The 14,367-nt window shown below is 36.3% G+C and carries 15 protein-coding genes; 9 read left to right on the plus strand and 6 right to left on the minus strand.

From position 1 onward, the window contains the following. Window positions 1-5: 5 nt before the first annotated feature. Complete coding sequence (locus CFPU101_RS06105) at window positions 6-1,109, minus strand: class I SAM-dependent methyltransferase (RefSeq protein ID WP_206814447.1); 1,104 nt, start codon at window positions 1,107-1,109, stop codon at window positions 6-8. 234 nt (window positions 1,110-1,343) lie between these two features. On the opposite strand from CFPU101_RS06105, the gene CFPU101_RS06110 reads away from it, so the two are divergent. Continuing rightward, window positions 1,344-3,062: an HAD-IIB family hydrolase gene (locus CFPU101_RS06110; protein ID WP_206814448.1), complete on the plus strand. Its 1,719-nt coding sequence runs from the start codon at window positions 1,344-1,346 to the stop codon at window positions 3,060-3,062. On the opposite strand, the gene CFPU101_RS06115 is transcribed toward CFPU101_RS06110, so the two are convergent. The 3 genes from CFPU101_RS06115 to CFPU101_RS06125 all read right to left on the minus strand — a co-directional run bounded on the left by CFPU101_RS06115 (window position 3,059) and on the right by CFPU101_RS06125 (window position 7,284). Continuing rightward, window positions 3,059-4,531 carry a tetratricopeptide repeat protein gene (locus CFPU101_RS06115; protein ID WP_206814449.1) on the minus strand — a complete coding sequence of 491 codons (1,473 nt, stop codon included), beginning with the start codon at window positions 4,529-4,531 and terminating at the stop codon, window positions 3,059-3,061. The genes CFPU101_RS06110 and CFPU101_RS06115 overlap by 4 nt on opposite strands. A 2-nt stretch (window positions 4,532-4,533) precedes the next feature. Further along, window positions 4,534-5,865 (minus strand): ATP-binding protein, encoded by a 1,332-nt coding sequence (locus CFPU101_RS06120; RefSeq protein WP_206814450.1) that lies wholly within the window; start codon window positions 5,863-5,865, stop codon window positions 4,534-4,536. Between the two features lie 93 nt (window positions 5,866-5,958). Next, the gene (locus CFPU101_RS06125; protein WP_206814451.1) at window positions 5,959-7,284 is read right to left on the minus strand and encodes a four-carbon acid sugar kinase family protein; all 1,326 of its coding nucleotides are present in this window, start codon (window positions 7,282-7,284) and stop codon (window positions 5,959-5,961) included. Window positions 7,285-7,568: 284 nt separating this feature from the next. Between CFPU101_RS06125 and CFPU101_RS06130 the strand changes: the two genes are divergently transcribed. The 8 genes from CFPU101_RS06130 (at window position 7,569) to CFPU101_RS06165 (ending at window position 11,852) form a co-directional block, all read left to right on the plus strand. Further along, window positions 7,569-8,579, plus strand: coding sequence for a LysR family transcriptional regulator (locus CFPU101_RS06130; RefSeq protein WP_206814452.1), 1,011 nt, complete (start codon window positions 7,569-7,571; stop codon window positions 8,577-8,579). Window positions 8,580-8,611: 32 nt separating this feature from the next. Next, on the plus strand, window positions 8,612-9,580 hold the full coding sequence (locus CFPU101_RS06135) for a M48 family metallopeptidase (protein ID WP_206814453.1): 969 nt from the start codon (window positions 8,612-8,614) through the stop codon (window positions 9,578-9,580). A gap of 81 nt (window positions 9,581-9,661) precedes the next feature. Then, window positions 9,662-9,982 carry a hypothetical protein gene (locus CFPU101_RS06140; protein ID WP_206814454.1) on the plus strand — a complete coding sequence of 107 codons (321 nt, stop codon included), beginning with the start codon at window positions 9,662-9,664 and terminating at the stop codon, window positions 9,980-9,982. A 228-nt stretch (window positions 9,983-10,210) separates the two neighbouring features. Next, the gene (locus CFPU101_RS06145; RefSeq protein WP_206814455.1) at window positions 10,211-10,474 is read left to right on the plus strand and encodes a hypothetical protein; all 264 of its coding nucleotides are present in this window, start codon (window positions 10,211-10,213) and stop codon (window positions 10,472-10,474) included. Further along, window positions 10,475-10,630, plus strand: a complete 156-nt coding sequence (locus CFPU101_RS06150; protein WP_242577798.1) for a hypothetical protein — start codon at window positions 10,475-10,477, stop codon at window positions 10,628-10,630. Window positions 10,631-10,834: 204 nt separating this feature from the next. Continuing rightward, window positions 10,835-11,137: a DUF4365 domain-containing protein gene (locus tag CFPU101_RS06155; protein ID WP_206814456.1), complete on the plus strand. Its 303-nt coding sequence runs from the start codon at window positions 10,835-10,837 to the stop codon at window positions 11,135-11,137. After that, window positions 11,124-11,285 (plus strand): DUF4365 domain-containing protein, encoded by a 162-nt coding sequence (locus CFPU101_RS26240; protein WP_206814457.1) that lies wholly within the window; start codon window positions 11,124-11,126, stop codon window positions 11,283-11,285. Before CFPU101_RS06155 ends, CFPU101_RS26240 begins: the two co-directional genes overlap by 14 nt. Before the next feature lie 180 nt (window positions 11,286-11,465). Continuing rightward, entirely contained in the window at window positions 11,466-11,852 is a 387-nt protein-coding gene (locus CFPU101_RS06165; protein ID WP_206814458.1) for a hypothetical protein, read from the plus strand. Between the two features lie 14 nt (window positions 11,853-11,866). On the opposite strand, the gene lipA is transcribed toward CFPU101_RS06165, so the two are convergent. Together lipA and CFPU101_RS06175 are read right to left on the minus strand one after the other, a co-directional pair. Beyond that, window positions 11,867-12,781, minus strand: a complete 915-nt coding sequence (gene lipA, locus CFPU101_RS06170; RefSeq protein WP_206814459.1) for a lipoyl synthase — start codon at window positions 12,779-12,781, stop codon at window positions 11,867-11,869. Window positions 12,782-12,845: 64 nt separating this feature from the next. After that, a complete protein-coding gene (locus CFPU101_RS06175) occupies window positions 12,846-14,345 on the minus strand; it encodes a glycosyl hydrolase family 57 (RefSeq protein WP_206814628.1) in 1,500 nt (499 codons plus the stop codon). Window positions 14,346-14,367: the final 22 nt, after the last annotated feature.

A 14,367-nucleotide genomic window follows, 5' to 3' on the forward strand; every position in this document is an offset into this window, starting at 1 on the left:
AGCACTTAAACAACTTTCATTAAATATTGAGCATTGCCTAAAACTTTTCCCTTGCACGCTTCAAAATACGCAATGCACCACAGCAAATAAAGCCGCCACATCCGACGGAATTTTTGATATTCTATGCCGTAATCTAAGTTTTTTAATTCCTCTTGATGAGCATCAAAGTTTTTTAGCCAGCATCGCAGAGTTTGAGCATAATTATAGCCGTCTAAAAACCAGCGATCAATTACTTTAAAATGTTGCTCATGCGCTGGTACTGCATCATAATGCCAAACCCGCATCCGAGGAAAAATATATTTATCAATGAAAGGAGCCATCCCATTATGGGGTAACTGAAACGAGATAATATGTAGAAAAACTTGACCGTCTTTCTTTAAAAAATTAGCCATTTTAGCAAAAGATTTTGTCAAATTGCCCACGTGTTCAAAAAAACCGATCGTAATAATGCGATCAAATTGATTAGCTAAATAAACAGTATTAAAATCCTCCTCAATTAAAGTAAATCGATGAGAACTTAGATAACTATCTGGTTCTTGCATTTTTTGACGCATATAGGCGCATTGAGTCTGACTAAGATTAATCGCTGTGATTCGCACATTAGGGAATTTAGAGAGAATATAATTAGACGCTGAACCCCAACCACATCCTATATCTAAAATTTCATCTCCGTCGGTTATTCCTGCTTTTTCGATTAAATCATCAAGCATGGTTTTTTGAGCTTCTTCTAAAGTCGTTGCCTCTTTTTCCCACAATCCCACACTATACTTAGGATAAATCTGATAACTCTCACCAAGCATCAGCCGAAAAAGCTCGGTTGGTAAGTTATATTGAAGTCGCATCAGATGGCGTGAATCTTCGGCTAAATCATCACTTTCTTGAATCACCCAATCATCCATAATGAGTAAAGTCGAGAAATATTGATAAACTAAAGATAAAAGCGGTTTAAGCGTGTTTAAAACCAAAAAATCAGGAATTTCTAAACCATTAATATAAGCTTCAGAAAACCACATTTGAACCGCGTTAGAGACTGCGATTGCTTGCTGAGGAAGTCTAAAGCTAGTCGAGGATTCTACATAGTCATGAGAAAGAGGTAATCGTAAATTCATTGATATTCCTCCTAAGTTTTTCGTATTACTAGAAACCTCAATATTGACCTACGCTTTTCCTCAATACTGTTGCAAATCTTTATAAAAATCATCCATTAGATGAATGTTTGATCTCTCTTAGGGTCAGTGTCTTAGCCAAAAAAGGTTATTTATAGTTAAAAACAATATTAGATTAGAATTTCGCACTAAATAGCGAATAGATTAAAGAAAAACTGATTATTTACGGAATTTTATATGCGTTATTTAGCCCTAGCCACCGATTATGATGGAACCCTCGCAACTCATGGACAAGTATCAGAAGAGATCTTAGAATCCGTCAAACGATTTAAAGAATCGGGGCGTAAAATTATTTTAGTGACAGGGCGAGAATTAAACGAACTCCGTAGAGATTTTTCACAAATAGAGGTATTTGATTGTATTGTGGCTGAAAATGGAGCATTAATTTATGATCCTGCCACTAAAGAAGAATTTTTATTAGGTGCCAGTCCTCCAGAAGTTTTTGTAGAAAGATTAAAAAGCCAAAATATTGAACCCCTTTCAGTAGGTCGTGTGATTGTTGCAACTTGGGAACCGAATGAGACAAAGGTTTTAGAAGCCATTAAAGATTTAGGGCTAGAATTACAGGTTATCTTTAATAAAGGTGCTGTCATGGTTTTGCCTTCGGGAATTAATAAAGCCGCAGGACTTAAGGCAGCTTTAGATAAAATGGGGTTTTCACCACATAATGTCATTGGGGTTGGTGATGCAGAAAATGACCATGCGTTTTTAGATTTGTGTGAATTGTCTGTAGCCGTCGCTAATGCCTTACCAATGGTCAAAGAACGGGTTGACTGGGTGACCGAGAATAGTCGGGGTGAAGGGGTTGCCGAATTAATCGATCATTTACTAGAGTCAGATTTAGCTGAATTATCGACTCAAATTAAGCGTCATGACTTGACTTTGGGAACAAAAGATGACCAAAGCCCCGTTCAAATTCATCCATATGGTACAAGTATTCTACTTGCGGGAATGTCGGGCGGTGGTAAATCTACTCTCGCCAGCGCAATACTAGAAAGTCTAACAGAGCAAGGATATCAGTTCTGTATTATTGATCCTGAAGGAGACTATGAAAATTTTGAAGGCGCATTTATATTAGGGAATACCCAACAAGCACCTAATATTGATGAAGTCATCAGTCTATTAAAACAGCAGCCTGAGCAAAATGTGGTCGTCAATCTTTTGGCTGTTAAATTAGAAGATCGACCAGCCTTTTTTATGAAATTATGGCCCCTACTATTAGAAATGCGTTCTAGTTTGGGTCGTCCTCATTGGATAGTGATTGATGAAGCACACCATCTTTTACCCACCTCTTGGGAACCGTCTTCGATGACCCTTCCTAAGTCTTTAGATGGCGTGATGTTAATTACAGTACATCCAGATCATGTCGCGTTACCAGCCTTATCACTGATTGATACCCTTCTCGTGGTTGGTAAAGAACCCAGACGAACCCTTGACGCTTTTTGTCAGACTGTCGGATACTGCCCACCTGAATCAACCATACCAGAAACTTTAGAGCAGGGTAATAGTTTAGCATGGTTCCGCAAAACCGAAGAAGAACCTTTTTGCTTTAAGATTAATCCCCCTCGTTTTGAAAAAGTTCGCCATCGACGGAAGTATGCTAAGGGAGAATTGGGTGATGATAAATGCTTCTTTTTCCGAGGTGCTGAAAATAAACTCAATTTAAAGGCGCAAAATCTGATTATGTTTACTCAAATAGCCGAGGGAGTTGATGATGATACTTGGTTATACCATCTTCAACAACAAGATTACTCGCGCTGGTTCCGAGAAGCGATTAAAGATGAAGATTTAGCCACAGAAACATCCGAGATTGAGGATAATTCTGATTTATCAGCCAACCAAAGCCGCGATCGCATTAAAGACTTGATCGAGGAACGCTATACCCTACCTGCTTAGGGAGAGTTTATCAGATTTTGAAATCGCTGATCCGAGCGAATATCGTCAAAATCTGAATCTGTTTTTGCCATTACTTGGTATTGTTGATCGAGAGCGATCGCTTGTTGTAAATTGGATAAAGCTTGATCGATATTTTCTTGCAAAGCATAACAACAGGCTTTGTTATAGTAAGTGTTTGCATCTTCTGATTTAAATTTGAGGACTTTGTCGTAAGATTGTATAGCTTCTTCAAATTGTCCTAAGTTAGAAAGTGTAATACCTCGAAAATACCAAACTGCATAGTCATCAGGTTTGAGAGCCAAAGCTGTGTCAAAAGATTGTATAGCTTCTTCTAATCTTCCTAAATTAGAGAGTGAATAGCCTAAAAAGAACCAAGAATCATGGTTATCAGGTTTGAGTGTCAAAGCTGTGTCAAAAGATTTTGCTGCTTCTGCAAATTGTCCTAAGTCAAGTAGTGCATAGCCTAGAAAGAACCAAGAATTATGGTCATCAGCTTTAAGTGCCAAAGCGTGTTTATAGGATTGTATAGATTCGTCAAATCTTCCTAACTTATGTAGTACAATACCTTTGTTATTCCAAGCAACAGAATCATTAGATTGGATTTCGATAGCTTGGTCAAAGGATACTATCGCTTCTTCTAATCTTCCTAACTCTCGTAGTGCAATACCTCGAAGGTTCAAAGCATTATAGTTATCAGGTTGAAGTTCGATGGCTTTGTCATAGGATTGTATCGCTTCTTCCCAATTTTGTTCTGCTGCATAAATCCTACCAACTTCAAACCATAACGCTGCTTTATTTTCTAAAGTTTGATATCGCTCTGAGATTAAATCTTCAATTTCTAAAATTTTTTCTCGTCGTTGTTGAGGAGTCCACAAAAGATATTGCTCATAATCTCCTTCTCTAAGATAACGTAAAGATTCTTCTTTTACTCTCTCTTGAGTGGAGGCAAACTCAAATACACCCGAACGCCAATCATAAAAATCAGGTGAACGTCTCAAAATATATTTCAGAGCAAATAAAGGTACAAAAAACACAAAGCAAGTCTTAAAATCGTCTCTAAATCGCTCTCGTTGTAGATTGAGATGTGATAGAATTGGAGGGACGGTATCAAGTCTATAATAATCTCCTTGTCCTCCGATACCACTTGATTTAATATAGTCTACTAAAGTTTTTTCGATTCCTGTAATAAATAATATATCAATCTTTTTTTGATTATTTTTTTGAGCAATCAAATTATATAAATTATTAATATTATTTTCTAAATTTAGAGTTTCAACGCTTTTATCAGGTAAATCTTTTTGAACAGAATCAATAATTTCTACTCTCTGTGCAGGAGAACAAAGAACAAATAAAATCCCGAATCCTTCTCGTCTTTTTAAATTACGAAGTAAAGCTTGATAGGTTTCTCGATATTCAGTTTTAAGCGAGAAATCTCGTAAAAGTTGCTCTTTAGTAAAATTCGTTACCATAATTATTTTAAGTTATCTCTAGCTGTTTTGAATTCATCAATATCTTCTATTAAAGGATGAACATCATACCATCTCTTGGGATTATCTTTTTCATCTATTTCCCAATACTCTAAAACACAGCGACGAAACAGTAAACTTCGATATTCTATTTCATTTGGGATTATTTTGTCACGTGCAATGATTGCTAATTTATTCCACTCATCTTGATTGATTCCAATTCTATAAGTTTTCTCTCTCGCATCATTCAATGCTCGATTAATTGATTTCTCAGTAATTGGAAAATCGTCAATATAATCCATTGCTGTTTGCATAAAAAGCATTAATTCTCTGACATACCCTCCTGTCATCTGACAAAGTTTAACTCTAGTTTCTTCAGTATCAAAAATTCCTAAATTAGGTTGATTATATTTAATTGGATAGTTTTGGATTCTACGACAAAGAATTTCTGTCATTTTATCAATTCCCTTTTTATAAAGATTATACTGCTTATCTTTCACCATAATCATGGGCAAAACTTCAGGAGAATCATATAAGTTACGAAGCTCCAAAGCTCGATCAGAATAAACTAATAAGAGCGGTGCTGTATAGACAATATGGCATTGCAATGATGTTAGCTGGGTATGATAATCTAAGAAAATTTCATCATAGTTAGTTCTGCCGTTTTCTCTCAGTAGAAAAGCAATTCGATCTAAATTGTCTGCGATCACCACTAATTTAGAAAACTTCTCATTAAATTTTGTATTCTGCATAGCCTCTTGAATAAATATATTTAAGGCTTTAATCAAAGACACGCCATACAAATCAACTTTTTTTCTAATTTCTTCTCGCTTACTTGGAGCTTTTCTAATACTGGCAGTTAGTTTAGCAAAAAAATCAATATTAGGTTCTATTTCTATTGATTCTAGCTCTAGTTCAGATGACGCTAAATCCTGAATATCTGTCCAGCGATCTTTTAACCAATTGACAACGGGAGCATCATTAGCATAGTCCCGAAGTTGTTGTAGGATATGACGAGTACAAGCTAAAAGAATATCTGTATAGTGAACGTCTTGTTCGTCGATATCTTCAGTTGCACCAAAATAAACAACAAAACAGTCTTTACTTTCTAAATCTTGTTTTAAACGTAATAGTTCTGTTGACTTACCAACACCTCTATGTCCTGTATAAAGTTGGTAAGTGCATTTCTGTGAACGTATAATTTTTTTTCCGATTTCCCTAAAGATATCTTCATCACCTCGGACTTTACTACAGTCTACATATTTCGGATCGCCTGGATTTAATGGCTCAAAGGGATTAAAACTATTGTAAATGCTGATAATTAAGTCTTCGGACATATATATTTAGAATTGCTCTAATCCATGTTGTATGAGCCGTGCAACAGCCTAAAACTATTCTAGCAATGCGATCGCATTTCGAGTAAAAATCAATTATCCTCGCAGTCGTCGATAAACCGTTGCTAACCCCCCTGCATCCCCCACATTACCTGGAAACAAAACGACTGGTAAATTCGGGAAACGGGGGTGATTGTCGGCAGTACGAACCATCGAACAACCTGCTAAAATTTGTCCAACAAGACGGGCTGATCGTAAATTTAATCCCGTACTTAAAACATCATTTGACGTGATGCCACCTTTACTGATTAAAAAACCAATATCTTTCGGTAAATTTTGCACAATATCCATCAATAAAGCAGAAACCGCCACCCCAAAATCTAAACGCTGTTGTACCGTATCAAAGGTTAATTCTTGACGACTGGTATAAATCACAGGGGTCTGATGTGATTGATGTATTTGTTCTATTTTTATGAGGGTTTCTTGTAGGATTTCGTCTCGTTGTTCGGGATAATCTCTCAAACGAGTTACATCAATTTCAAGACCAACTGTATCAGGTTCTTTTAGGAGATTTTCAAGTTGTTCGGTGGTTTTTTTGACATGAGAACCGACAATAACGGCACCTGAAAGATCAGTTGGTTTATATTTTGCCATTTCTTCGGCGGGAATGGGTTGTGTCCCTAGTTGTGCTAAGGAAGTTAAAATACTGGCGGCGCTACGAAACAAAAAGCGTTTTCTTGATGCAGTTACTTGTAAAATATCCTGAGCAAATTGATCTAAATCTGCTTGTACTTCTCCATCTACGACCCCACATTGATTATTTTCTAATTTCATTAATCGTTCTAAACTACAACTACTTTGACGAATGTCGTTTAATAAAAAGCGTTCTACCTCATTTGCTTTAATTCGTCCTTTTGTTTTTTCTTCCACATAATCGGGTAAATAACTGTGATGGTAGCCAAAGACCGAATCTTTAGCAAATTCTGTCTCGTGAACAGGAATTGGAACACCATCAATATATAAATAATGAATACTATCGCGGGTAACTCTACCACCTTCAAAAAAGGCAGGAATCAGAAAATGTGCATCAAATTTACCCAATTCTTCAGCAATGACATCGGTTTCAATTGGGTAATGTCCTCGTAATGTAGAATCGGAACGACTAACTACCAAGAAATCTTGAATATTTTCGGCTTCTAGTGCCAATTTTAGATTCTGACAAACTTCTCTTGTGACCTCGGCTGCTTTATCTGGCGTTAAAGCGCGAGTATTGGTTAAGATAAAAAAGATATTGACCCGATCGGCTAATCCTAAACGAAGTGTCTCAACATCCCACTGCATGAGGAGTAAGCAACTGTGAACGGTTTGAGAACCCGTTGGATCATCATCAAGAACAATAATTTTAGGTTGACTATTTGGCATTTTTGTGCTGTCTGAATTTTGGCTAGTCGGTTCAATCAGAGTAATTATTATTTTCTCTTGATGCGGCGCGTCGTGATCCGTTTCTTTTCATTCTCTAAAAAAATGATGAGTGATTTTGCTTAAAACTTTTACTTTCTTAGCCATTTGATCCCCGTGTTATGGTACTGTCAATGTCAGTATGAGTCGATGTAACATTTAAGTTGCTGCCCTCGTCATTTGAAAAAAGAAAGCGAAGAATTGTTGCTGCTCGTCCTACTTCCTTACACATTCCATGAGCCAAGCCTATGTCAGATATTCCTTTCACTCTAGATCAACTCAGAATTCTTAAGGCGATCGCTGCTGAAGGAAGTTTTAAACGAGCCGCCGATACTCTATATGTTTCTCAACCTGCTGTTAGTTTACAAGTACAGAACCTAGAAAAGCAACTAAATGTACCCTTATTTGATCGCGGGGGACGTAAAGCACAACTCACCGAAGCAGGACATCTATTGTTGAGTTATGGGGAAAAAATTATTACTCTGTGTCAAGAAACCTGTCGTGCGATCGAAGATTTACAAAACTTACAAGGTGGTACTTTAATTGTCGGTGCTTCCCAAACCACAGGTACCTATTTACTACCGCGCATGATTGGCTATTTTCGCAGCAAATATCCAGAAGTGAGCGTACAATTACAGGTTCACTCCACCCGTCGCACTTCTTGGGGGGTTGCTAATGGACAAGTTGATCTCGCCATTATTGGGGGTGAAGTTCCCGCCGAACTACAAGAAACTTTACGAATTATTCCCTATGCTGATGATGAATTGGCGTTAATTTTGCCTGTTGCTCATCCTTTGGCTAAAGTTGAAATGATCCAAAAAGAAGATTTATATAGACTTAAATTTATTACCCTCGATTCACAGTCTACGATTCGTAAAGTCATTGATAAAGTCTTAAGTCGTTGCGATATTGATACTAAACGTCTTAAAGTTGAAATGGAACTCAATTCGATCGAAGCGATCAAAAATGCAGTCCAATCAGGTTTAGGGGCGGCTTTTGTTTCAGTAACAGCGATCGAAAAAGAATTACATATGAATGTACTCCATATGGCACCGATCAAAGATGTTGAAGTTAGACGCACTTTATCAGTTATTATAAATCCGAGTCGCTATCGTTCCAAAGCAGCAGAAGCGTTTGTACGAGAAATTTTACCCGAATTTTCTACCTATCCAGAATATCTTGCTCAAGCGGAATTTATTACTACTCCCACAACCCATCCCATTCATACCGAGATTTCAACTAATGGTAATGGTTTTTAAGATAGTAATAAGTCGTTTTATAAATTGATCTTATGCCAAGTTATCCAGGTATTTCAAGCCAAGCGTTTAAACATCCTTTAGATCAACAAGCTGAACAAGCATTAAGAAGTGTTCCTGGTTTTGATCTCTTAGCTACTCGTTTTTCAGAATATATTTATGAGCGTCCTCAACAGATTTATCTAATGGGAAATAATCTGAAAGTCGGGCCGCGACAATATTCGACACTTTATGGCATTTATCGAGAGTGTCTTCAAGCATTAGATATCTCTCCAGAACCAACGTTATATGTTAGTCAAGAACCTTTTGTTAATGCGTATTCATTAGGGCGAGAACATCCTTATATTGTCATCAATACAGGTTTACTTGATTTATTAGAAGAAAATGAACTTAGAACAGTTATCGCTCATGAATTAGGTCATCTTAAATGTGACCACAGTATTTTAATCCAGATGTTTTTATGGGTCAGAAATACGGCTACATTTCTGGGCGATTTAACATTAGGTATTGGAAAAATTATGACAACGGGCTTGATTTATGCTTTTTATGAATGGCGTAGAAAAGCAGAATTATCGTCCGATCGAGCCTCATTGTTAGTGCTAGATGATGTGACTCCAATTTATAAAACAATGATGAAATTAGCGGGAGGAAGTCAGAAATATGTACATGAATGCAGTTTATCAGAGTTTCTCAAACAGTCGGATGACTATTATCGGATGGATGAAGATAGTTTAAATCAATTTTATAAAGTTTTAATTTATAACGGTGCCAATGATACTTTTCTAGCTCATCCTTTTACAGTAGAACGAGTTCGTTATATACAAGAATGGTCTACCTCTACACAATACAGCCAAATTCGACAAGGAAACTATCCTAAAGTCCGCAAAGAAGGCTCGATTAATGTTAATGCCACACCCCAAAAACAAGAGTCTGAAGATTTGAAGAAAAAAATTGCTGATCTACAAGCAGAAATAGATAGAATTAAGTCACAAAAAGATACTTAGAAATCCCTTTCGTTAGATAGATGCGGTTATTATATTAATTTTTTAAACTATTAAAAACAATTTAGATGTGAATCAGTTTTTATGAAAAGTTTAAAATTAATGATTTTCCGTATTAGATTAACTTTGGTACTTGTTTTAAGTATTTTATTTACTAATTTTAGCCTACCTCAACAAGCCCTAGCTTCTCCAAACTTTAAAGAAAATGTACAGAAATTAGATAAAGCGGCTAATACAATTGATAAAGAAGAGGAAAAAGAAGCAACAAAAGATACTTATGGTCAATATGAAGAAAGTAATGAATTGATTGATAAAGCTAGAGAAACGGCAAAAGAGAACTTAGAAAATATGGCAAATCCAGAATATGTAAATCCAGAGCGATCTTTACCAGAAAATCAAAAGTAATTTAGATTTGAAAATTACGGCTTATTCTTCCCCTGCATGATAGGAACTGCGAACCAAAGGCCCCGATCGCACTTGAGAAAATCCTAAAGAACGTGCTATTTCTTCAAGAAGCGTCTAAGATTTGTATTCCTTGATGATCTCAATAAAAGGTTTGTTCTGTACCAAGTTTACAAACATACTTTATGATCATTAGAATACGGCGGCTTTTTTTGTGTAGGCTAAAAAATTATGACACGTATTGTTTTTCAAGATATTCTTAATCAACTTGAAGAACTTGAAGTTAATGAGTTAGAGGAATTACATCAAATTATCGAGCAATATCTGGCTACTAAAGAAGAGTATTTGAAAAAAACTACTTTTCATCAAGCATTGTTAACTTCAGGTTTAGTTAAACAGATTAAACGTCCCATTTATCGTCAAACGTCTCAGGAACAACTTATTAACCTAGAAGAAAAACCCATCTCTGAGACAATTATCGAGGAACGACGTTAGATGGCAGTCTATTTTATTGATAGTAGCGCATTAGTCAAACGATATGTCAACGAGATTGGTTCAGCCTATGTTTTAGAAATCTTTAATCCTTCACTCAATAATGAGGTTTTTATAGCTTCAATCACAGGATCTAATGTTTATCTGTGCAGACAATGAATTAAATATAGCCACATCTATTGAAGGATTAATCGTTGAAAATCCAAATAATCATCCGTAAAATATGATTACAATATACATAACTTTTGGTCTATAATATACTTTAAAAATAATAATCTAGATAACAAATTATTTTAATTAATTTTCAAATGATATGTTTCTATTTTATTTTTAATTCGTAAAGTTAGCAAACGTAATTTATCAATGAACGATTTTGGTTTTCCTAAACAGAACAAAAGTCAAGAAATAGGTCGGAAAGGTGAAGTATACTTTTCTCACTATGTAACAACAGTGCTTGGTTGGATTTATAGAACTGTTCCTCAAGAATCTGATTTTGGTATTGATGGCTTTGTTGATATCGTAATTAATGGTAGTGTAACTGGAAAAAGCATAGCTGTTCAGATTAAATGTGGTGATTCATATATATCAAAGCTCACTGCTGGTGGCTTTAGATATGATGGCGAGAATCGCCACTTAAATTATTATATATTATATGAACCAAACTAATCCGATAATACTTATAGTCTGCAATAATGATTTTAGTCAAGCATATTGGGTAAGGTTTGATATAGAAAAAACTAGCTCAAGTAAAAATGGCTGGTGGCAAGAAATACCAAAAAGTAATACACTTGATCAGAAAATTATAGTTAAGTGATTAGAAATAGTTGGTTTAGTAGAGGATTATTCAGACAAAATAAGACTTAATTGGGTTGTAGATGATGCAATAAGTGACGCGGATATTACTTATTTCACAATACCAAAGGAAGATGTTATAGCTGCCAATACAGAATACATTGAAAAAATTATTAAAAAGCTTACTAAGAATTATGAGCTTATGATTAAAAAAAGAAATACTATTGAAATATATTTTCCTGAATATCAATTAGATTATCAAGAAATGTATGAAATATCAGAAATTAGAAATCGGTTTACTACAAGTATGATTAAAGGTATTCCTTGGTTTTATTTTCTGAATTTTGAAGAACCATCAATTTCACTTAAATTGCTTTTTTCTTGTACCTGTGATGTACAACTTCTAAATGTTGAAGATGAAAAACATTTACTTGAAATAAGACAGAAAGAACAAATCTCTTATTGGTTAACAATGAATTTTCATAATTTAAATTCATTTATTGATTCAAATGATATTCCTGAAGAAATAAATAAGGAAATATCAGAGTCAATATTTGATTGGCTGAAAAAAAACTTGATAGGATTTTAATCCATAAATAGCCACTATTCTCCTGCATGATAAGAACTGCGAACTAAAGGCCCAGAACGAACCTGATAAAATCCTAATGATTGGGCAATTTCTCCAAGTTGATCAAACTCTTCGGGTGTCCAATATTTTTGTACTGGTAAATGGTCGAGAGAAGGCCGCATATATTGACCGAGTGTAAGACGATCGCATTCTATTTTTCTTAAATCTCGCATCGTTTCAATAACTTCGTCTTCTGTTTCCCCATGCCCTAACATTAAACCTGATTTAGTGGGAATAGTGGCATCAAATTCTTTGACCCATCGTAGTACATTAAGAGTGCGATCGTATTTTGCGCCACGTCTAACAGGATCTTGTAAGCGTCGGACGGTTTCGATATTGTGGTTATAACAAGCAGGTTTAGCTGTTGTTACGATTTTTACTCGTTCTTTCTGGGTTATTTCGCCTCCTTTTCCTCCCCAAAAATCAGGGGTTAAAACTTCGATCAAGGTTTCTGGGTTCATTTGACGTATTGCTTGCATAGTTTGGACAAAAACACTGGCACCCCCATCAACGAGATCATCCCTAGCAACGGAAGTTAAAACTACATATCGCAAACATAATAACTGTACTGCTTCGGCGACTTTTCGGGGTTCATCGGCATCTAACGGCATTGGGGCATGACCTTTATCTACTTGACAAAATGCACATGATCGTGTACATACTGGCCCCATCAATAAAAATGTAGCGGTTTGATTTGAGTAACATTCGCCTCGGTTCGGACATCTGCCCTCTTCGCAAATAGTATGAATATTACGTTGTTTGATGATACGTTGAACGGTTGAAATATCGCTTGCTTTTCCAATAGAACGTTTTAACCAAGGTGGAAGGGCTGTTATTTCATCTCGCCATTCTTGTTTTGCTGAGTTAGAAGATTTGAAGGTATCAACCATGAGAATAACTATATTTAAAGGGTTTGGCAACCAAACCCCTACAAAGTGAGGGCTTTTTTCTAACTTATGTTAGCTTAATAACGGCTACACCACGATCGTATATTTTCCGTGCGTAGTCTGTCCAGATGCCTTGTCCCCAATAACGAAAACAACTGGTTTGCAAGAGTAAATTATGTAATAACGCTTGATGATAGTCGAGATGTTGAGTAACTGAGGGATCTTGCGCGACAATATGATCGAATTTTTGATGGAATAATGCACTAAATTGATTCATGGGCCCTAAAACATTTTCGTATCCTTTGACCCAACTGAGATCATTTGTCCATGATGCACCATCCATGTTAAAACCGTGATCATTTGCTTTTAATTCTGCGATCGCATTTTCTACCGCTTCTGGGGTTACTGCATCTAGATTAATACGTTGCCATACTTTGTGTTGATGGACGGCTTGACACGTGGGATAATCATCAGGATTTACACCCGCATCCTCAATTAATTCTAAATATTCTGTACCATTGACTGCCACCGTTCCTTGATGATTACCATTTTGGTCACGGATTTCGTGATATATTCGGAAAAAATCACGGGGAAATTCATTCATCATCACGCCGCCGTTTTCTCCATCCGCAATTTGTGTTACTAATGAAGGAATAGATTGAGAACCGATAGTCTGTTTACCGCGTCCTTTCGCTTCAAAATAAGGCTGCATTTGGGCAACAAGTTTAGTATCCGATCCTTGTGTTTTAATTAATGCTGTAATACTAATTACCTCACCTTTGGAATTTCTTGCAACCAAACGGTTAGGAATATATTTTTGATCCTGTGGTATTCCCGCACCATCTAAAGTTTCGATAGTATGTTCCTGTACCATTAACCAACGATAGCCACATTCTTTGAGTGCTTTGATATATTCATACAAAGTATCTGGATGGTTGGGTAGGTGCATTTCTGGAGGTGAAAAACCTTTAACCCGTTTCAGGGCATCATAACCGAAGATAGATGCGAAATAATGTTGCCACGCTTGGATATGAAGTTTAATGTCTGGAATAGGAGTAGAAGGTATCACCGCATGACTCCACATCGTACCCAACCACTCGACATAGGGCTGATATTGAGGATCACAGGTAATACGTTTAAGATTATTAATAATATCATCGCGTCCCATCTGACGCAAACCCCATAATAAATTACCTGAATAATCCAACATAATCCGAGGATTACAGCCAGAATTAATCAGATCTGGGATAAAATCACCCATTCGTCCATAACACCACGCAAATACGCCCGCATTGTGGTTATCTCCTTGTGCTGGATGCTCAAACATATATTGTAAATTACTAATTAAAGCCCCTTCAAACCCCGCAGGGAGTGTCGGTTGGTGCATATGAAGGGCGCAACTAAAACCAGCATTAATGTCTTCTAAACGTAAATTTGTCGAGCGCAAAAAAACTGGCTCGGATTGCTTGACAATTTCACTAATCTGTGATTCAAAACCACAAATATTCGGTAAACCAGCGCGGGTGTCTTCTATAATCGGGAACTTGGCGGATGTGAGAGTAGACATAGTAGGAATAGCTTTTGCGCTA

The sequence above is a fragment of the Chroococcus sp. FPU101 genome (assembly GCF_017312365.1).
GTDB lineage: Bacteria > Cyanobacteriota > Cyanobacteriia > Cyanobacteriales > Microcystaceae > Chroococcus.

Excerpts from the sequence above, each read along its gene's own strand:
- CFPU101_RS06105 (WP_206814447.1), bottom strand. The coding sequence starts at position 1,109 with ATGAATTTACGATTACCTCTTTCTCATGACTATGTAGAATCCTCGACT.
- CFPU101_RS06110 (WP_206814448.1), top strand. The coding sequence starts at position 1,344 with ATGCGTTATTTAGCCCTAGCCACCGATTATGATGGAACCCTCGCAACT.
- CFPU101_RS06115 (WP_206814449.1), bottom strand. The coding sequence starts at position 4,531 with ATGGTAACGAATTTTACTAAAGAGCAACTTTTACGAGATTTCTCGCTT.
- CFPU101_RS06120 (WP_206814450.1), bottom strand. The coding sequence starts at position 5,865 with ATGTCCGAAGACTTAATTATCAGCATTTACAATAGTTTTAATCCCTTT.
- CFPU101_RS06125 (WP_206814451.1), bottom strand. The coding sequence starts at position 7,284 with ATGCCAAATAGTCAACCTAAAATTATTGTTCTTGATGATGATCCAACG.
- CFPU101_RS06130 (WP_206814452.1), top strand. The coding sequence starts at position 7,569 with ATGTCAGATATTCCTTTCACTCTAGATCAACTCAGAATTCTTAAGGCG.
- CFPU101_RS06135 (WP_206814453.1), top strand. The coding sequence starts at position 8,612 with ATGCCAAGTTATCCAGGTATTTCAAGCCAAGCGTTTAAACATCCTTTA.
- CFPU101_RS06140 (WP_206814454.1), top strand. The coding sequence starts at position 9,662 with ATGAAAAGTTTAAAATTAATGATTTTCCGTATTAGATTAACTTTGGTA.
- CFPU101_RS06145 (WP_206814455.1), top strand. The coding sequence starts at position 10,211 with ATGACACGTATTGTTTTTCAAGATATTCTTAATCAACTTGAAGAACTT.
- CFPU101_RS06150 (WP_242577798.1), top strand. The coding sequence starts at position 10,475 with ATGGCAGTCTATTTTATTGATAGTAGCGCATTAGTCAAACGATATGTC.
- CFPU101_RS06155 (WP_206814456.1), top strand. The coding sequence starts at position 10,835 with ATGAACGATTTTGGTTTTCCTAAACAGAACAAAAGTCAAGAAATAGGT.
- CFPU101_RS26240 (WP_206814457.1), top strand. The coding sequence starts at position 11,124 with ATGAACCAAACTAATCCGATAATACTTATAGTCTGCAATAATGATTTT.
- CFPU101_RS06165 (WP_206814458.1), top strand. The coding sequence starts at position 11,466 with ATGATTAAAAAAAGAAATACTATTGAAATATATTTTCCTGAATATCAA.
- lipA (WP_206814459.1), bottom strand. The coding sequence starts at position 12,781 with ATGGTTGATACCTTCAAATCTTCTAACTCAGCAAAACAAGAATGGCGA.
- CFPU101_RS06175 (WP_206814628.1), bottom strand. The coding sequence starts at position 14,345 with ATGTCTACTCTCACATCCGCCAAGTTCCCGATTATAGAAGACACCCGC.